The 19,490-nt window shown below is 43.4% G+C and carries 13 protein-coding genes, 1 other RNA gene, 1 pseudogene and 1 other annotated feature; of the genes and pseudogenes, 8 read left to right on the top strand and 7 right to left on the bottom strand.

The genetic code is table 11. The annotated features are described in order from the left end of the window. A partial coding sequence (locus EI162_RS00735) for a helix-turn-helix domain-containing protein (RefSeq protein ID WP_192522518.1) occupies positions 1–349 on the bottom strand: 349 nt, incomplete at its 3' end. A gap of 420 nt (positions 350–769) precedes the next feature. After that, positions 770–1,989: pseudogene (locus tag EI162_RS00730) on the bottom strand (IS3 family transposase). Beyond that, positions 1,598–1,714, bottom strand: a sequence feature (AL1L pseudoknot). (Overlaps the previous pseudogene by 117 nt.) A gap of 148 nt (positions 1,990–2,137) precedes the next feature. Between EI162_RS00730 and EI162_RS14820 the strand changes: the two are divergent. Further along, positions 2,138–3,502 carry a GW dipeptide domain-containing protein gene (locus EI162_RS14820; protein ID WP_318779279.1) on the top strand — a complete coding sequence of 455 codons (1,365 nt, stop codon included), beginning with the start codon at positions 2,138–2,140 and terminating at the stop codon, positions 3,500–3,502. A 105-nt stretch (positions 3,503–3,607) separates the two neighbouring features. Here EI162_RS14820 and ssrA read toward each other — a convergent pair. Together ssrA and EI162_RS00710 are read right to left on the bottom strand one after the other, a co-directional pair. Beyond that, positions 3,608–3,966: a transfer-messenger RNA gene (ssrA, locus tag EI162_RS00715) on the bottom strand. An 85-nt stretch (positions 3,967–4,051) separates the two neighbouring features. Further along, positions 4,052–4,723, bottom strand: coding sequence for an alpha/beta hydrolase (locus EI162_RS00710; RefSeq protein ID WP_192522515.1), 672 nt, complete (start codon positions 4,721–4,723; stop codon positions 4,052–4,054). Positions 4,724–5,086: 363 nt separating this feature from the next. Between EI162_RS00710 and EI162_RS00705 the strand changes: the two genes are divergently transcribed. The 3 genes from EI162_RS00705 to EI162_RS00695 all read left to right on the top strand — a co-directional run bounded on the left by EI162_RS00705 (position 5,087) and on the right by EI162_RS00695 (position 8,024). Then, the gene (locus tag EI162_RS00705) at positions 5,087–5,863 is read left to right on the top strand and encodes a response regulator (RefSeq protein ID WP_192522514.1); all 777 of its coding nucleotides are present in this window, start codon (positions 5,087–5,089) and stop codon (positions 5,861–5,863) included. A gap of 68 nt (positions 5,864–5,931) precedes the next feature. Further along, positions 5,932–7,713: a two-component system sensor histidine kinase CreC gene (gene creC / locus EI162_RS00700; RefSeq protein WP_192522513.1), complete on the top strand. Its 1,782-nt coding sequence runs from the start codon at positions 5,932–5,934 to the stop codon at positions 7,711–7,713. A gap of 110 nt (positions 7,714–7,823) precedes the next feature. Next, a complete protein-coding gene (locus EI162_RS00695; RefSeq protein ID WP_192522512.1) occupies positions 7,824–8,024 on the top strand; it encodes a hypothetical protein in 201 nt (66 codons plus the stop codon). A gap of 162 nt (positions 8,025–8,186) precedes the next feature. Here the strand turns inward: EI162_RS00695 and aroC are convergent, their stop codons facing one another. Then, positions 8,187–9,290: a chorismate synthase gene (gene aroC / locus EI162_RS00690; RefSeq protein WP_192522511.1), complete on the bottom strand. Its 1,104-nt coding sequence runs from the start codon at positions 9,288–9,290 to the stop codon at positions 8,187–8,189. Between the two features lie 60 nt (positions 9,291–9,350). Further along, positions 9,351–10,526 carry a 50S ribosomal protein L3 N(5)-glutamine methyltransferase gene (gene prmB / locus EI162_RS00685; RefSeq protein ID WP_192522510.1) on the bottom strand — a complete coding sequence of 392 codons (1,176 nt, stop codon included), beginning with the start codon at positions 10,524–10,526 and terminating at the stop codon, positions 9,351–9,353. 430 nt (positions 10,527–10,956) lie between these two features. Here prmB and EI162_RS00680 point away from each other — a divergent pair, with 430 nt between their 5' ends. Next, positions 10,957–12,414 (top strand): L,D-transpeptidase family protein, encoded by a 1,458-nt coding sequence (locus EI162_RS00680; RefSeq protein ID WP_192522509.1) that lies wholly within the window; start codon positions 10,957–10,959, stop codon positions 12,412–12,414. A gap of 91 nt (positions 12,415–12,505) precedes the next feature. Here EI162_RS00680 and EI162_RS00675 read toward each other — a convergent pair whose 3' ends face one another. Then, on the bottom strand, positions 12,506–12,718 hold the full coding sequence (locus EI162_RS00675; RefSeq protein WP_192522508.1) for a hypothetical protein: 213 nt from the start codon (positions 12,716–12,718) through the stop codon (positions 12,506–12,508). Between the two features lie 323 nt (positions 12,719–13,041). On the opposite strand from EI162_RS00675, the gene EI162_RS00670 reads away from it, so the two are divergent. The 3 genes from EI162_RS00670 (at position 13,042) to EI162_RS00660 (ending at position 19,264) form a co-directional block, all read left to right on the top strand. Beyond that, positions 13,042–14,808, top strand: a complete 1,767-nt coding sequence (locus EI162_RS00670; RefSeq protein ID WP_225736875.1) for a DUF389 domain-containing protein — start codon at positions 13,042–13,044, stop codon at positions 14,806–14,808. A 186-nt stretch (positions 14,809–14,994) separates the two neighbouring features. Continuing rightward, complete coding sequence (gene alaS / locus EI162_RS00665; protein WP_192522507.1) at positions 14,995–17,667, top strand: alanine--tRNA ligase; 2,673 nt, start codon at positions 14,995–14,997, stop codon at positions 17,665–17,667. A 310-nt stretch (positions 17,668–17,977) separates the two neighbouring features. Continuing rightward, positions 17,978–19,264 (top strand): aspartate kinase, encoded by a 1,287-nt coding sequence (locus EI162_RS00660; protein WP_192522506.1) that lies wholly within the window; start codon positions 17,978–17,980, stop codon positions 19,262–19,264. Positions 19,265–19,490 lie beyond the last annotated feature (226 nt).

Genomic DNA, 19,490 nt, shown 5'->3' with positions numbered 1-19,490 from the left:
TGCCGCCTTGTCTCTTGTCACGCCAGATATAGCGATAGATGCTCATGTGACTAATACCACCATGAACTCCGGCTATTTGTTCAGGACTCCAGCTGTCTTTTAGCTTGTCTGTAACCCAACACCAGATATCAGTAATAATAGTGACGGCGTTGTTTGCTCGTCTGTCACAAGCCTTGTTATGAGCATGATTAACCCGATAACCTCGAAGGCTTTTATTGCGTCTGATCTCTCTTGATATGGTGCTGGGACTTCTGCCTAATGCTCGAGCTATAAATTTAATACTATGTTCTGCCCCTATCAGGGCATAAATCTGGTATCGTTCCCCTAGGCTTAGATGTGTATAGTTCATGGTTGCAATCTCACTTTGGCGGTGGATAAAAACTTTGATGCTAGCGCATCTAGGTCTTTTTTTCACCTCGCATTTGGTATTGCACTTCATGTGTTAATCTAAGATTCATTTAATGTTAGGGGAGAAACTGATTAAATCGGTTAAAGGAACTACGCACCCAGGCGTGCAGAGCTTAACTAATCCAGATGCATACAATAGTGCAAGAACTGGATCTCCAGTTTGGGATTTTGGTTGGCATTATGGTGTTTGGAGTAAAGGTAGACACCGTGGTAAAATTGACGCTTTTGCCCATACTGGGGTCGCTTATATTAGGGGCTGTATAGAATTGGGAAATAGTTGAAAAAAATAAGCAACGCCTTACACTCTTGTTTACCACAACAATGAACCGCCCCGACTTTATCGGAGAGTGATTTACTTGAGTCAGGCAGCGATGCCTGACAGGATTAAACTATCATAATACCGCTTTTCAAACTCAAAGGGTGACACATATCCAATCGTGCCATGTAAACGGGTTTTATTAAACCAGTCTACCCACTCAAGGGTTGCCAGTTCAGCATCGTTCACACCGTGCCATTGCTCTTGTAGATACTCAATCACCTCGGACTTATACAGACCATTGACCGTTTCAGCTAAGGCATTGTCGTATGAATCGCCTGTGGTGCCGACCGAGGCAATGATGCCAGAGTCCTTCATCTTATCTGTGTAGCGAATGGATAAGTACTGAACCCCGCGATCACTGTGATGAATGACATCTTTGGGATTGTTTCTATCTGTTATCGCTTGATTTAATGCTGCCATCACCATATCGGTATTCATGCGACTCGATACTTTCCAGCCGACGATAGTGCGAGCAAACACATCAATGATAAAAGCGGTATATACCCAGCCGCTTGTCGTCTTGATATAGGTAAAGTCAGCCACCCATAGCTGATTAGGGCGATGCGCATTGAAGTTGCGATTAACCAAGTCATCAGCGCGCTTCTGATCGTCACGGCTGTTGGTGGTAGTCTTACCCTTACCACGCCAAACGCCTTGTAAGCCATGCTGCCTCATTAAACGCTCTACGGTGCAACGAGCAACCTTTAACCCGTCAGATTTCATCTGCTGCCATACCTTACGGACACCATAACGGCATTTACTGTCCTGCCAGATGCGTTTAATCTCACTGATATAATAGTCGTCATGTTGACTGCGTAATGAGCGCTTTTCAGGGCAGCTCTCCAAGTCTTTAGCACGATAATAGGTTGACGGGGCAATCGGTAATACTCTACAAATTGGCTCGATCCCATAAAGATGTTTATTGTCGTCGATGAATTGAATCATGGTTTTAGTCAGCGGCCCGTCTCCGCCTGGGCGAAAAAAGCCGCAGCCTTGCGTATAATTTCATTAGCTTGTTTAAGCTCTTTATTCTCGCGTTCAAGCGCTTTGATGCGCTCTTTGTCACTTTGCGCTTGCACTGAGGCAGGAATAGTTTGATCGATGTGCTTTTTATGCCATGATCGTAAGGTTTCAGGTGTGCAGCCAATCTTAGGGGCAATGGCTTAAATGGCTGACCATGTGGAGGGGTAATCGCTCGACGCTTCAATCAGCATGAGAACGGCGCGTTCTTTCATCTCAGGAGTGTAGGTTTGTTTTTTCATTGTCGTATTCTCTCAGAATATTAAGTCTCCGACAATCCCGGGGCGGTTCAAAGACTTATGACGAGATGTCTGAAGAAGAAAGAAGGTTGCAACAAAGTACAGCAAAAATCAGGCATACCTAATGTATCTTAAATACAAGGGATCTACAGTGAGAATAATAATCACTCTTTTTTTCATTTTTGTATTAGTATCATGCACAAATAACTACGGTGATACTAATACAAACGATGATGCTATCAATAAAACTGATATTAAAAATGACAATACAGTCATAACGAATATTGAAAACAGCTCTCTCTTAGAGGATAACAGTAACCCGCTTATTTTTAATAAAATAAATCCATCCATAGTCTATGATAATAGTCAGGATAAAATTGACATTAGACATGATAATACTGCCATCTCTATCAACCTATTTGGTGATGATGAGTCTGATTTAACCTTAATAATGAATGGTAGCGTTGTCAGCAAAGGGTTTGATGGGCGTTTTAATTATACTTATGAAGTAGATTTAAAAAGTGCATTAAAGAGAATTAGTGTTTTCTCTAATGATGCTAATAGGCAAATTTTGATATTACCTGCGACAACAGAAGAATATCTGACATACAACGCTATTCTGTTTGATGATAGTGGATTTTTACACACTTATATGTTTGAAATAGCTGAATGGCATTGTGGGGGTATTGAGTCGATAACTGCAAATACTAAAGCCGACGCTAACGCCATTAAAGTTATAGATAATACAGGTAAGAGTTGTAGCACCCATATTTATCTGATTGATGGGGAGTACATAAAGGAAGATCCTAAATCATTTTCTTTTACAGATATTGTAGAAAAGCATGAGAAAAAAACACATAAGATCTTCACTTTTGATATCAATGGAGATGGCATTGATGATAAAGTTATTACTCATATTAATAAATTAAATTCAAGCGGAAGTGGCTATCAAGGAAACGACTTGGTCGTATATTTAGGAGTGCCTAATGATAAATATATGCTGAGTTTAAATAGTATTAATTATACTGAAGATGGGTTATTTTACTTCAGCAGCCTTTCCCCGCGCACTAATAGTACAGGCTTTATTTTATCAACATATTTTGGTAGTCGAGGCTACCCATATAAAGACTATTACTTTACATTAGATAATGATGAATGGAAGATTGCAAAAGTAATAGTGAAGGGGTATATGGGTAATAATGCGTTTTATTGCGAACATCTAACGGATTATAATGTATCTAGCCCTACCGCTGAGCCAGAAGATTTAGAGGTTCAAAATTCCGAAAATGATATCCTTGGTCAATGTCCTTCGCCTCCTACTAAATATACTGTCATATCAGAGAAAGCAGAGATACTAACAGAGGATTTTGAGTCTAGATCATCACCAAATTACTATATTAAAGGTGATTCGATTGAAGCCGTCAACCAAAATGAAGATTGGGTACAAGTATCTTATAAAAATGGTACTAAATTTGGTTGGATCGATAAGCGTGATTTGACACCTATACCAAACTAGCCCGAGGCAAAAGCTTTCATTATATACTTTGACTATAGTAGCTAATAGAAAGATTAAACCAAAAAAAAGCCAGCCACCTAAGTGACTGACTTCTTTAACAATATTTGGTGGAGATGGCGGGAGTTGAACCCGCGTCCGCCAGCATTACGCTCATGAATCTACATGTTTAGTTTCTGTCTTTAGTTTTAGTCCGCACCGATCCGACAGTCAGGATGGATTGGACGATTCTCTACTTTTGAACCCAAGCAATTGAGACAATCACTTGTGGCGAGCCTACATGCGGACGCTTCAACTTAGTTGACCAACTGTAGGTGATCAGCAACCAAGTAAGCAGGGTTTAAGCTGCTAGAGCGTAAGTTTCGTCGTTTGCGACTATAACAATATATGTTGGATTAACGAGAGGACATATACTCTCGACATGCATCATTGAGTTTCATCACCAGCGTCGAAGCCAGAACATCCCCAATAAGACTGGCTATTATATACGATATATAGCTCAGGTTTCAAGCTGTAATAAGCCCCTATTACATTACGTTACAGCCTATTGGGCTAAGCTAAAACTTTATTTAGCCACTTACCGATATTTTGAATCTGCGGCATACAAACCTGATGTGCCATCGGATAAGTATGATAAACAACATTATAGCCCTTCTCTGATAGTAGCTGCTGCGCCTGTTCACCCAAAACAGAAGGAACGACGGGGTCATGCGTACCATGCTCAATCAATATTGGTATGTTTTTATTAGCAGTACTATAGTTGATATTGTCATTAGTCGCTAGATAAGTAGATAGCGTCATCAATCCAGCCAAGCGCTCTGGATAGCTGAGCGCGACATGATAAGCCACTGCTCCGCCCTGTGAAAATCCTGCAATAACAATATGCTCAGGTGACACGCCACGCTCTAGCTCACGGCTGATTAATTCTCTTATTTGCTGAGAAGACTCTTCAATCTGAGTAACATCAATTTTACGCTCAAGGCTCATCTCTATAATGTCATACCACGCCGGCATTACCATTCCACCATTGACGGTCACTGCACGCTTAGGCGCATGTGGAAAGATAAAACGTACGGCCATATTATCAGCCAGCCCTAACTGCGGAACGATTGGCTCAAAGTCATGACCGCTTGCACCTAAGCCATGCAACCAAATAACGGCTCTATCTATTTTTTTTTGCGATGGATTATGCTCAACAATCACAGCATCTAAATAATTGCTCATATAGCCTAATTTCCTTTATAGTCATAACAACTCTATATTCTTAACGAGATATATCGTTGCAACATATTTTATCTTGGTATTATTTTCAAACTGCTGATTATTCTACAGCCTTTAAACAAAACCGCCAGTCAGAAAAACTATTCGCTAACAACCCCAATTTTCATCAATTTTTCACATCATTTACTTACTGGGTCCAAAAGCTAGAACGGCTTTTATGCTACGATCATTCAGTAGGTTTATACTCAATACGTTAACCATTGTATGACGCCCTACTCTTGTTTTTCAATGTTCGTATAATGGTTAGACATAAATGAGTTATGTATCTTAAGCCATTTTCTTATCTTATATAGTGATATAAAACCTATGACCCATATTTTATTGGTAGAGGATGACCCTGCTATTGCGATGTCGCTTAAAGTCACTTGCAAGCGTGAAGGTTGGCACATTACGTGGCTAGATAATGCCAGTAGCGTCCTACCGATGCTACATAGCGATGAGGCAAAAGATTTATCAGCGATCATATTGGATGTTGGGTTACCAGATGGTGATGGTCTTAGCCTCTGCCAACAAATACGTCATACAGCCGATATTGATGCTTTAAAGGATATCCCTATCGTATTTTTGACGGCGCGTAGCGATGAGGTCGATCGTATTTTAGGCTTAGAGATGGGCGGCGATGACTACTGTGCCAAGCCTTTTAGCCCACGAGAATTGGTTGCCCGTCTAAAAGCCATTTGGCGACGTGAGCATTTGCTTTCGCAGCAGACTACTACCATAGAGACAAACGATACAGCAAATCCAGCCTCTTCGCATAATATGTCAGGGCAAGCGTTAACCTTTGAATGCCAATCTGGCATCTGGCACTACCAACCGCTTAATTACTCGTTAATGTGGCAGGAGCAAAAGCTAGAGCTGAGTAACACAGAGCGCAAAATTTTATTGACCTTGCTACAAGCGCCCAACCAAGTATTCAGCCGTGAACAGCTACTCAATGCTGTCAGCGATTATCCCGATCATCGCTTAGCGCGGACGATAGATAGCCATGTTAAGTCAATTCGTAAGCAGCTAGCGACCATCGACCCTAGTGTTGAGGTGATACATACACATCGTGGCCTCGGTTATGCATTGTGCCCCGCCTAGCTGCATGCCCATAGTCGTATTTTGATTAAAACTGACTTTCTATAACGTCAAAGAACACGCCTAATAATATGAATCAAAACACCCATAACCGTATTAACGAGCATGTTAGCCAAAGTAACTGGTATGCAAAATTGCATCCTATTGGCACCGCACAGCAAATAACAGAGCCAAAACGACTACTCAATTTGAGTATATTTTTTAGGATTTGGTTAGCAGTTGCTCTCGTACTCATCATTTGCGGTATGGTCGTCTTTACTCAGCTGTTTGGTTATATCAAACCGACAGCACAGCAAGTCATGGAAGATACCTTATTAGATACCAGTAAGCTGCTCGCGGCAAGTTTGCAAATGCCACTATCTTCAGGGCAGCTATACGATGGTGTCTATCAAGTAAGACTTGATGCGGCATTTATTGGCATGCCAGCGGTTGGTAAAACTCAAGACCCAGAGTATAAAAACAAAAGCTATAGTAGCTTTCGGATATACGTAACGGATGATACAGGCCTGGTCATATACGACTCTTTACCCGAGCCTGACAATGACGAAGGGCGAGATTACAGTCGCTGGAATGATGTGTACTTAACCTTAAAAGGTCAGTATGGCGCGAGAAGTACCACGCGAGATTATAATCAGCGCGATGGTACAATTATGTATGTGGCGCAGCCAATCAAGGATGAAACTGGTCATCTGATTGGTGTGGTCAGCGTCGGTAAACCTATTGCTAGCGTGTTGCCTTATTTGGACAATACGCGCAATCGTATGCTTATCACAGCGCTATTCATGAGTATTGCCGCTCTTATATTAGCAGGATTGGTCGCATGGTGGCTCAAGCAAAGCATCAGTTTAGTGACCCAATACACCAGTGCGCTAGCAGAAGATACCAAAAAGCCGTATTTTTACTTAGGTCATGAACTCAATAGCCTGACAGATACCATTGAATCTATGAAGCATCGATTGGAAAACCGCGCTTATGTCACCGATTATGTCCATACGCTTACCCATGAGCTCAAAAGTCCCTTAACCGCCATTCGCGCTAGTAGTGAGTTGCTAGAAGATGACGGACTTGATGAAGAAGATCAACAGATGCTGATCCAATCCATCGGTGAACAAAGTATCAAAATGCAGCAGCTAATTGATCGATTACTGCTGCTTGCTAAGGTTGAGCAACCAACCTTTAAGCTGAATCGGCAGCTGACGCCTTTATTACCATTATTACGGACCCTCGCAAAAGACAACGCTGCTAAGTTGCAACAGCAACACTTGCCAGCTATCGATATCTATCTTGACGAAAAGCAGGTTACTGAAACAACCCTTTTATCACCAGATATCTTGGCAAATACCAGCGTTTTCGCTGACCAGTTTTGGTTGGTACAAGTACTGCAAAATGTATTGGATAATGCCATCCATTTTGCTGATAGCAAAGTCGTTATTTATCTGCACAGCATTACGCAACATAGTTCAGCGCAAAATAGTACCGCGCGAAATGTGACCATTGACATCTTTAACGATGGTAAATTGCTGCCTAACTATGCCGTTGACAAAGCGTTTGACCGTTATTTCAGCTTATCGCATCAGAGCCAACCTGCTTATAATCCATCAAATCATTTATCAGAATATTCGTCAAATGAGGATTCAGCACAAGGCGTTAAGCAAGCGCCACCTAGCATGGCTAGTAGCACCCTCAAAAAAGGCTCGGGACTTGGTTTAACTTTAGTGAAGCAAGTGATTGAACATCATGGAGGTCAGGTAACTATTAATAACGTCAATGCTAATAACGATAAAATTGGTACTGATGAGAATCAGCGTTCTGGTGTCATGGTTAGCTTAACCCTACCTTTGGCTAAAGAATAAAAAATTATGATAATCCATAGAATTTTCATCATTCCTACACAGGTTTTCTATCTCTTTATTTTATGATGCTGTTATTCAAATTTATCATTAATATTAAGGATAGAAAAGCCATGCCAAACCTTCTTGCTCAAAACCAAATCATAGAAAACTACTTAGGATATAGCCGTCACGATTGTACGCAAAATTTATCAAATCAAGGCATCGACAGTCTTGAGTTTGGACATTGGCTAGCCATTCCTAGTCAACATCTGCTATTGATATTTCGTCATCAGCAATGTGTGGCGGTTGACTATTACCAAATAGCGGCTTAAGGCTTTTCATCATTTACGGGTTAAACTCTATCGATTAAGTTATTAACTTTCTAGGGCATGTCATCAATTAGCCATGAAAAAGCCCTTTGTCGCTGCTAATGATATTTAATTAGAAGCGATAAAGGGCTGATATTTTTACGATATAGCTTTTTAACTATTCACCTAAGTAATCGACTCAACCGGCGCTACTACATCCGCATTTTGACCGCGATGGCGTAAATAATGATCGAGCAATACAATCGCTAGCATAGCTTCAGCGATAGGCGTGGCTCGTACCCCCACGCAAGGATCATGACGACCTTTGGTCAGCATATCGACCGACTCCCCTTTGGTATTGATACTCTTGCCAGCCGTCGTAATACTAGAAGTTGGCTTTAGCGCGATACTGACACGAATATCTTGTCCTGACGAGATGCCACCCAAGATACCGCCCGCATGGTTGGCGGTAAAGCCATCTGGCGTCAGCTCATCACGCGAGCGATGACCGAACTGTCCTGCCACGGCCATTCCGTCACCAACCTCAACCCCTTTTACCGCATTGATACTCATCATCGCATGGGCAATATCTGCGTCTAAGCGATCAAATACCGGCTCACCCAATCCAACAGGTACGCCGCTGGCGATTACTTCTAAACGCGCCCCGCAGCTAGTACCTTCACGGCGCAAGCTGTCGATCAATATCTCAAAACGGGCAACCGCTTCTTTATCTGCACAGAAGAACGGATTGCTATTGACAAAATCCCAGTCGATTTGACTTGGATTTAGCACTTCACTATATTCAGAACCAATTTGCGTAACATGACCTCGGACTTGCACACCTAAGCGGTCTTGCAAGTATTTCTTAGCGATAGCGCCAGCTGCGACGCGCATGGCAGTTTCACGTGCTGATGAGCGACCACCGCCACGGTAGTCACGAAAGCCATACTTCATACTATAAGTATAGTCAGCATGACCAGGGCGAAACGTATCTTTGATTTCGCTATAGTCTTTGGATTTTTGATTGGTATTGCGAATCAACAGACCGATAGACGTGCCCGTGGTTTTACCTTCAAATACACCAGAGATAATCTCAACTTCATCAGATTCGCGGCGCTGAGTCGAGTACTTAGACGACCCTGGCTTGCGGCGATCCAAATCTATTTGCAAGTCATCTTCACATAATGCTAAGCCGGGTGGCACGCCATCGACGATGGCCATGAGGCCTGCCCCATGCGACTCGCCGCACGTGGTGACCGTGAATACTTGCCCAATGCTATTGCCTGCCATATTTATCCTTAAACAAATGAAGTCAATTTTTGATTGATGATAGCCCTAATCTCGATGGTTCTATTGAATGCTATCTAATAACTGTACATAAGCGGCAAACAGCTGGCGATGTGTCACGAGTTCATCATAAGTAATCGCAAAGACACCATGACCACCATGAGCAAATTTCAGCCAATCGAACTGGATTTCAGGGTAGGCTTGTTTTAATGCCCATTCGCTATCGCCCACTTCACAGATCAGCAAGCCTTCTGGGCTTAGATAGTCTGGTGCTTCAAATAAGATACGATGGACCAAATCTAGGCCATCTTGACCCGCGGCTAGTGCGTGCTCAGGCTCGTACAAAAACTCAGGTGGTAGGTCTGCCATAATAGCCGCATCGACATACGGCGGATTGGTAACGATAAGCTCGTATTGGTTTTCGGCAGGAATCTTGGCAAATAAATCTGACTCAATCACATTGACCTGATGCCCAAGGTCATGATGGTCGACGTTAACCATCGCCACTTGTAGCGCACCTTTATCAATATCAACCGCATCGACCAGCGCATCAACGAAGCGCGTTGCCAAGGCAATAGCTATACAACCAGAGCCAGTACATAAGTCCAAAATGCGCTCAGGCTGTGACAGTTGCTTGACCTCTAAACCGTGATCGTAAAATGCGGCTGCTTGCTCATTGATGCTAATGCCGAGTGGTTTGGCCAGCTCATTGACATCGAAGTACGGATGGAACTGCTGACGTATCAATTCGGCGATAGGTGAGCGCGGGATAAGCACGCGCTCATCGACATAGAATGGCAAATCACAGAAGTAAGACAAGTTAATTAAGTAGCTTAACGGCTTGCGCTCAGCGATACGCTCTTCTAGCAGACTGAGTACCAATTGCTTCTCTGATGAGGTCAAGCGACAGTCAAGAATCTGCTCATTGGCTGACCAATCTAATGATAGAGAGTGCAAAACGATGGCAGAGGCTTCAGCGAACTCATCGGTGGTTCCTTGGGCGACGACCACGTCATAGTTGCGCAATTGGGTGACCGAAAAACGAATGAAATCACGAATACTAACCAGTTGCTCGCGTGCTTCTTCTAACTCTGCATGCAAGTTGGCAAATTGCTCGTCTTCGCCAAGAAACCCCGCCTCCAAATCGAACGCCTTATCACTGTCTAAACCTTGTGACTCATCATCATTGAAGTATTGATTTTGAAATTCTTCTGCGCTCATTGTTTGGTCGTCTGACATATCGCACCTTGCTGACTGCATGCTTGCTGATTACATGCGGGTGGGTTAAATCGCTTTGGGTTAAAAGCTGATCTATTAAATAAAAAACTCTTTATACATTATAGACGCAAACGCTAAGTTGCGCCAATATTTGCGTTTTTGTGCCAAAAAAACATTATAGAGATTAGATCATAAAGATTAAAATGTATTGAACATTCACAAATAGCTACTGTCAATGCCAGGGTCGTATGTTCAACACCCCTAAACGTTTTTGGTATAAATCGAATAGCATCCTATACACACCTTCGCTAAGTTATTGCCCAACTGTAGTGAATACGTCAACAGTTGACGTTTGGGGTGTTTTAGTTGAAAAAAGATGTATCAAAAGTTTGCGAAGCTTCCAAATTATGCGCATAATAGCCGCATTAGTAGCCACCACAAGTGATTCAATATGATGAAAATAAAGCCTCTTATTACCGCTATATCTATCGCTGCCGTTAGTGCCAGTGTTAGCGCGCTTGCCGCCCCCACCGACGATACCCGCACATTGCCAGTGCGCACCGCGGATACAATGCCTAACCTCGCTAAGAAAGTTAGCCTCAATGTGGAAGAAAATCGTAGTAGCTCAATCGATGCTCATCCTGCTGTCAAGCCAAGTTCTGACAAATCAAATGCTGAAAAGCCAAATGCTGAAAAGCCAAATACTGAAAAAACCAAACCAGCTGATCGTATGACGCAGCTGATCGATGCCAAGCAAGATGCGCAGTCAAAGACCGAGCCAACAGCGACGGCCGCTGATAACATGAGCGCAGAAGAACTGACTCGCAAAGATGAACAATCTGACAGCACTGATGATATTAGTGACGGTCAAGCCGTCGCAGCCCCTAGCAATGTCTCCTCTATCGACTCATCTGACCCGCTGGCTTTTGAATTACCTGACAACGAAAAACGTCAAGACTTTAGTGATGACCCTACCATCAAAAATATCGAAGACAAAAATGGTAAAAGATATACCACGCTAAACTTGTCAAGCTATGCCAAACAAGTTAATGATGCAGCTTGGTCACCGAATATGAAAGTCAACTCAGCGATGACTATTAAGATGCAGGCTTTGCTCGACTGGAACCATGCTTCTCCTGGCCCTATTGATGGTGGCTGGGGTATGAATAGCAAAAAAGCCCTTATCAACTTTCAGACCATGAAAGGCTTGCCAGCCACTGGTAAGATGGATCAAAAAACGTGGGATGCATTGATTAAAAAAATTCCTACCGATAAGCCGGTGTTAGTGACTTATACCCTAACCGAAGACGATATAAAAACCAACTTTGCGACCACTCCTGCTGGCTCAGAAGCGAAGTCAAAAATGAAAGGGCTGTATTATCAAGACATCAAAGAGATGCTAGCCGAACGCTTCCATATGGATGTGCGCTACCTAGATAAGCTAAATACAAATAAAAACTATAAAGCCGGTGAGACCATTACGGTGCTTAATACCCGTGCTCCACTCAACCAACGCATAAACCGTGTCGTCGCTAACAAAGCAGATAAAACCTTATACGCTTATAATGACAACCAATTAGTGGCTACTTATCCGACCACTGTCGGTAGTGATGCTACGCCATCGCCGCAAGGCAGCTTTAAAATTGTCAATAAAGTAAAAATGCCTTGGTATAAAGCAACCGTTGGTAATGGCGCGGATAAAAAAGTGCATATGCTACCACCAGGTCCAAACAACCCTGTCGGCGTCGTATGGATGGGCTTGTCTAAACCGTCGTATGGCCTACATGGCTCACCGAAGCCTGAAGGCATCAGTCGCCAAGCGTCAGCAGGTTGTGTGCGTTTGACCAACTGGGATGTGTTAGAGGTTTATGCCAATATCGAAAATGGCGCAACTGTTGAGCTTAAATAATTCATCATAAACGAGAGACAAAAAAAAGACCTTGATAATCAAGGTCTTTTTTTATGGCCAAATATAGATTTTATACTATTTATTTTCTGTCTTAGGCTTTATACCCTTCTTCCTTGCCAGTAATACTACCGACTTTTTTAGTGAAAAATAATGCTGCCGGAATAGACAATACAAAGCCTGCTGCTACCGCCATTTGAATATGCGGAATTTGGTTAAATCCTGTAACCAAAGCGCCAATCATGAATACACCGATGGTGACGGTTGCGGCAATTGAATAGATAACAGAGAATAGTGGCCAGTTCATGATGTATTCCTCATTTTTTGTGTGGGTATAAGTACTTTATACACTAAACCCACACAAATAGTAAGCCTTTTCTTTTAGACCCTCAAGCCAGTTATATTAGGAGACTACACACATAAACCATGTTATAGTTATGGTTTTATAATGACGTTTTTAATGCCTCGTTTATGGCCTTTATATTCAATTTTTAATATACTTATATTCAATTTTCGACGATTGTATTGCAACGACAGCTCTCTTCGTTTATCCGCAAAAAACTCATACATCGCTTCTTATTTATCATTACAATAATGACTTTCTGTTATTCGTTAAGAAAGCTATCCGCTATGACCTCACCCGAAAAAAACCACTCTAATGAGCCTCCACACTCCAAGGGCTCATCAGGCATTACCGACTATTCAGACCAGCAAGCTGCTTTAGTGAACGCTGACCGCCCTACCCAAAAGCAAGGCAAGGCTATATTAGACAATGCTGATGCCTTAGAGCATCCAGAGACTGATGATGAGAGTGAGTTGGACGAGGACATGGCTGGTGCTCAACCACCTGAGACGACAATAGCGATAGAATCACTCGGTTCTGATGAAGTGGTTGCAACATTAGAGACGTCTAAACCCGAAGCTCAACCTACTAACGAAAACGCAGAATACGAAACTTTAGAGTCTGACGAATCATTCTTTCAGGAAAAAATGGTTACTGCTACCGAAATGGGTGCTAGTACCGAGAACAGTGTAGAAACAGATAGTACTGACACTGCTAATACTCACCCTTCTACGCAGCAAAGCTCACCAACTATACAGGCTCAGGAATCGTCAGTTGACGCCGCCATTCCTTCTCATAATAATTTAGACGAAGGTTCTCAAGAGTCCTTAAGGTTAGAAAATACAAGTGAGCAAGAAAATGTAGCTTCTGACGAGGAGCTTTCTATTGCTGAGCAAAATAATGACACTGCAGTAAAAGATAAGTTGGACGAGCAGGAGAACCAAGAAGAGGAAGTTCAAGAACAAAAAGAAGCCAAACTTGAGTCTTATAAACAGTTTGTCGCCGAACAGTTTAGCAACCAAAAAGTAGACTATCCAGAAGTACGGGTAAGAATTGAAGCCAATGCTCTGCCTAGTAAAATGTATTTCATTATGAATATACTTTCTGCCATCATCGCCAGCTATGGCTTAGTGACCAACTCAGCGGCAGTGGTTATTGGGGCCATGTTGGTCGCCATGATGTTAGGCCCTATCACTGGAATCGCTTTAGCGATTATTGATCACCGTATGCCACTGCTGCGCAAGTCACTTATTACCGTTATCATCGGCATATCATTGGTGGTAGTGGTAGGCTTTATCGTCGGATGGCTACACAAAGACCAGCCATTGACAGCAGAAATATTGTCGCGCACCCAGCCAACCTCTATGGACTTAATGATTGCTCTCGCAGGTGGCACTGCTGGTGCTTATGCGATGGTCTCGCCGCACCTTTCGGTCGCTGTTGTCGGCGTAGCAGTAGCCACTGCTTTAGTACCGCCTCTTGCCGCTAGTGGAATTTTATTTGCCAATGGCGAGATGCAGCTTGGCCTCGGTGCATTGCTACTGGCCTTAACCAATATTATTGCTATTCAGTTTACCAATGCTTTAGTACTTTGGTTGTTGGGCTTTCGCCGCTTGGTCGATGACGATTATAAATCAAGCACCTACTTAACCTTTTTGCGTCGCAATGCAGTGACCTTATTACTGTTGAGTGGATTAGGAGCCTATTTGACCATTAATTTGCAAACCAACGCCAAGCAGCAAGTGTTCGAGAGTAGCGTAAAAGAAGCCATCAATAGTTACTTTAACGATAAGGGCAACGTGCTGACCAATACGCAATTCGACACCGGCGATGAGAATCAAGTGGTACGTGCGGTTATTCGCGGTGAAACCACGCCCAGCTCCTATGATGTCCAGCAGATTGAAATGATTATTACCCAAGATATGACCGAGAATTTTCCTGACTACCTTCCGATTAAACTGCAACTACGCTACTTGCCAGTACAGGTGATTGAATCCAATCCATTGATACAAGACAAACTGGACAAGACGGATGCAGCGATTTTAACCAATTAGCCTTTGTTTCACCAACTGATCCTTGCTTTAATATATATTTTTTGGTTAATTAAAATATAGGCTGTTTCTATACAACAACCTAGCTGTTGTAACTCTTGTACCAAGAGCTTGGGCGTTTATGCTAAAATCGCTTGCAAAATTACTTTACTTAACCTACTCAATCCTATCCGTCAGTAAGGAGCCGCTGTGAGCCAGCCATTTCGCTCAGCCGATATTCGCCAAGCTTTTTTCGATTTTTTCATAAGCAAACAGCATACCCCAGTCTCATCGTCTAGTTTGATTCCACACAATGACCCGACATTGTTGTTTACCAATGCCGGTATGAATCAGTTCAAAGAGACCTTTTTGGGTATGGAGCCACGTGACTATACCCGCGCTGTAACGTCGCAAAAATGCGTACGTGCTGGCGGCAAGCACAATGACTTGGATAATGTCGGCTACACTGCACGTCATCATACGTTCTTTGAGATGCTCGGCAACTTCTCTTTTGGTGATTACTTTAAACAAGCAGGTATTGAATATATCTGGGAGTTTTTGACCTCGGATCAGTGGTTAGCAATTGATAAAAACCGCTTATATGTGACCATTTACGAAACCGATGACGAAGCGTTTGAGATTTGGAATAAGGACATCGGCATCCCAGCTGAGCGCATTATCCGTATTGGCGATAATAAAGGCGCACCTTATGCGTCTGATAACTTTTGGACGATGGGTGATACCGGTCCTTGTGGTCCTTGTACCGAAGTGTTTTATGACCACGGTGCAGACGTCGAAGGCGGTCTACCGGGCACAGCTGAAGAAGACGGCGATCGCTATATCGAGATTTGGAACTGTGTGTTTATGCAGTTTAATCGTCAAAAAGATGGCTCGATGCTACCGCTACCAGCGCCAAGTGTCGATACTGGTATGGGGCTTGAGCGTATTAGCGCCATCATGCAAGGCGTGCATGGCAACTATGAGATAGACTTATTTGTGCATTTGATGGATGCTGCCGCTCAGATTTTAGGTATTGAAAACCAGCAACAATCCTCGTTAAAGGTGATTGCCGACCATATTCGTGCGGTGGCATTTTTAATCGCTGATGGTGTTACACCAAGTAATGAGGGTCGTGGTTATGTGCTGCGCCGCGTGATTCGCCGTGCGGTACGTCATGGTAATAAGCTTGGCGCAGACAGCGACTTCTTTTATAAAATGGTCGCGCCACTGGTCGCTGAGATGGGCTCGGCCTACCCTGAGCTAAAAGACAAACAAAGCGTCATCGAAAACGCCATTCAAAAAGAAGAAGCACAGTTTGCTAAAACCTTAGCGCAAGGGTTACGTTTACTCGCCAGTGAGCTTGAGGATTTGCAAGATGGCGATGTGCTCTCTGGTGCGGCAGCATTTAAGCTATATGATACTTATGGCTTTCCGCTTGATTTGACCGCTGATATCACTCGTGAGCGCGGTATTGTCATCGATGAGACTGAATTCGATGAGCATATGCAAGCGCAGCGTGAACGCGCGCGTGATGCGGGTAAATTCGATGTTGACTATAGTAGTGTCATTCAAGTAGACAACCCAACGACGTTTGTTGGCTATGAGCAGCTTGCAGCAGAAGGTGTGACGATTGATGCGTTATATCAAGACGGCAATCCAGCTAAAAGCTTAAACGAAGGTATGGAAGGCGTTATTGTTCTTGACCGTACACCATTTTATGCTGAAGGCGGTGGTCAGGTTGGTGAACTGGGCGAAATTCGTACCGAGACGGGCGTCTTTGAAGTTCAAGACACCAAAAAATCTGGTCAAGCCATTATTCACTATGGTGTCATTACCATGGGTGAAATCACACCCAATCAGACGGCAGAAGCACAAGTACTATCGAGCATCCGTGCTGCTAGCGCCAAAAATCACTCTGCCACGCATCTATTACATGCGGCATTAAGAGAAGTACTAGGGGAAGAAGTCACGCAAAAAGGCTCGCTAGTATCAAGCGACGTATTGCGTTTTGACTTCTCTTACGACAAGCCAGTCAGCGGCGCTGAGATTAGCCGTATTGAACGTCTGGTCAATGAGCAAATCCAAGCCAATACCCCTACCCGCATCGAGCACATGTCTATCGATGAGGCCATGAATCAGGGTGCTATGGCATTGTTTGGTGAAAAGTATGGCAGTGACGTGCGTGTGCTGACTATGGGCACAGACAGCATCATAGATGGTCAACGTAAGCCTTTCTCTATCGAGCTGTGCGGCGGTCTTCATGTGCAGCGTACTGGTGATATTGGTGTTTTGAAAATCACTAGCGAATCAGGTATCGCTGCTGGTATCCGCCGCATTGAAGCGGTCACTGGCATGAACGCGATAAAAAATATTCAACAAAGCGAGCAACAGTTAAGTGAGCTGGCCAGTCATTTAAAAGTAAAACGCCCTAACGTTGCACAGCGTGTACGCACCATGGCTGACAAGCAGCGCGATTTAGAAAAACAACTAGAGCGTTTGCAACAAAAAATGGCCAGCGCCCAAGCAGCAAGTTTGCTAGACGACGTTCAGACTATCGCTGGCACTCCCGTGCTCATCAGTACGCTAAGCGGTATCGATGGCAAATCAATCCGTACGCTAATGGATGATATCAAATCCAAACTGCCTGATAGCGTGATCGTTTTGATTGGCGATAAAGACGAGCAGTTAGCCCTAGCAGCCAGTGTGGCAAAGTCGGTGACGGCTAAAGTAAAAGCCGGGGATATCATTCGTCATTTGGCAAGCGAGCTTGGCGGTAAAGGCGGTGGTAAGCCCGACTATGCCCAAGGCGGCGCGCCAAAATCAGGTAACAGTGCGGCTGTTATCGCAGCCTTACCTGCTTGGATAGCAGACCAGCTCGGCTAACCATTAAACTGAGTTCATGCCGTTTTATCATAGATAAAATACGCGATTGGTTATAACGCTTATAACCAATCGCCATACATCTAAGCAGCTCTAGTACTTAACGTTGTGATGCAGATATGGTATAAAGGTCAACGCTTGAACGCATCATTTCTGTGTTAAATTAATAGCAAGCAACACTGGATAAAAAAAGCATAGAGCGCAACTCTTATAATACGGCTTTATCTATGCAAACATTGATTGAGGGTCACATCCGCACATTGATTCTTTTTGATGATAAAAAAGTCCATTAATGAATAATAGGTAGATTTTTATGGCGTTAATAGTACAGAAATACGGCGGCACCTCGATGGGTAGTATCGACCGCATAAAAAACGTCGCCAAACGAGTCAAACGCTGGCATGACAACGGTCATCAAGTGGTCGTTGTGGTTTCTGCTATGAGCGGAGAAACCAACCGTTTGATTGATCTGGCTCGCCAAATTAGCACTCAACCTGATCCACGTGAATACGATCAAATGGTCTCAACGGGTGAGCAAGTTTCTATCTCATTGCTTGCGATGGCGATTAAAGAGCTTGGTGTTGGTGCTCGCTCATTGACTGGCCGTCAGGTGGCTATCAAAACCGATGGTGAGCATAATAAAGCACGTATCGAAAGCATTGACGACAAAAATATCCGTGAGCAATTAGATGCAGGTAATGTCGTTATCGTGGCCGGTTTTCAGGGTATCGACGAGCAAGGCAATGCAACCACATTAGGTCGTGGCGGTTCTGATACTACAGGTGTCGCGGTTGCCGCAGCTTTGGGTGCGGATGAATGTCAAATCTATACCGATGTCGATGGCGTGTATACCACAGACCCTCGCGTCACTTCAAAAGCCAAAAAGCTTGAAAAAATCACCTTTGAAGAGATGCTTGAGATGGCAAGCCTTGGCTCTAAGATTTTGCAGATTCGCTCAGTAGAGTTCGCAGGTAAGTATGGTGTACCGCTGCGCGTACTATCTAGCTTTGATGAAAATACCGATGGCAGCTTTGACCAAGACTTTCAAGACAATGTCGGCACCCTAATTACGATAGACGAAGGAGACAGTATGGAACAGGCAATTATCTCAGGTATCGCGTTTAACCGAGACGAAGCAAAAATTGTAGTACGCGGCGTACCTGATCACCCTGGTATTGCCTCTGCTATCTTAAGCCCCATTGGTCGCGCCAATATCGAAATCGATATGATCGTGCAAAACTTATCGGACAATGGCACCACAGACTTTACTTTTACTGTCAATCGCACTGATTTAGACAAGACCATGAAAGTGCTCAACGACGAAGTCAAAGATGAGATTGGTGCCAAAGAAATATTGGGTAATAGCGAAGTTGTCAAAGTTTCGTTAGTAGGTGTTGGCATGCGCTCACATGCAGGCGTTGCTAGCCTCATGTTCCAGACCCTTGCCGAACACAATATCAATATCCAAATGATATCGACCAGTGAAATCAAAGTATCTGTCCTTATTCAAGACCAACACCTAGAAAAAGCGGTTAAGTCATTACACACCGCCTTTGGGCTGGATCGTGAAGACGGTGATAGCACAATCCCTGGTCTGTGATATAGCGGATTTACTTTAAAACGATACAGAGCTACTATCAACAAAATATCAATAAAATAGGGTCTTTTTAGATCCTATTTTATTTTTTATTATTGCTAGGGTAAGTATTAACCCAATAGTTTTGTGAAAACTCGTGACAGCATCTGTTATGCCGCCTATAATGAGGCTTTCATTTGGGCTAAATGAATCTACCTATCATTGCCGCTATTGGTACAAGTTTAGGCAT

Origin of the sequence: Psychrobacter sp. FME6, assembly GCF_014861365.1 — a bacterium.
Classification (GTDB): Bacteria; Pseudomonadota; Gammaproteobacteria; order Pseudomonadales; family Moraxellaceae; genus Psychrobacter.
This window is presented reverse-complemented; position numbering and strand designations above follow the sequence as displayed.

Bases quoted from the DNA above. Each gene is read 5' to 3' on its own strand.
- creC (WP_192522513.1), top strand. From the start codon at position 5,932: ATGAATCAAAACACCCATAACCGTATTAACGAGCATGTTAGCCAAAGT.
- EI162_RS00675 (WP_192522508.1), bottom strand. From the start codon at position 12,718: ATGAACTGGCCACTATTCTCTGTTATCTATTCAATTGCCGCAACCGTC.
- prmB (WP_192522510.1), bottom strand. From the start codon at position 10,526: ATGTCAGACGACCAAACAATGAGCGCAGAAGAATTTCAAAATCAATAC.
- EI162_RS00670 (WP_225736875.1), top strand. From the start codon at position 13,042: ATGACCTCACCCGAAAAAAACCACTCTAATGAGCCTCCACACTCCAAG.
- aroC (WP_192522511.1), bottom strand. From the start codon at position 9,290: ATGGCAGGCAATAGCATTGGGCAAGTATTCACGGTCACCACGTGCGGC.
- EI162_RS00710 (WP_192522515.1), bottom strand. From the start codon at position 4,723: ATGAGCAATTATTTAGATGCTGTGATTGTTGAGCATAATCCATCGCAA.
- EI162_RS00660 (WP_192522506.1), top strand. From the start codon at position 17,978: ATGGCGTTAATAGTACAGAAATACGGCGGCACCTCGATGGGTAGTATC.
- EI162_RS00705 (WP_192522514.1), top strand. From the start codon at position 5,087: ATGACCCATATTTTATTGGTAGAGGATGACCCTGCTATTGCGATGTCG.
- EI162_RS00680 (WP_192522509.1), top strand. From the start codon at position 10,957: ATGATGAAAATAAAGCCTCTTATTACCGCTATATCTATCGCTGCCGTT.
- EI162_RS00695 (WP_192522512.1), top strand. From the start codon at position 7,824: ATGCCAAACCTTCTTGCTCAAAACCAAATCATAGAAAACTACTTAGGA.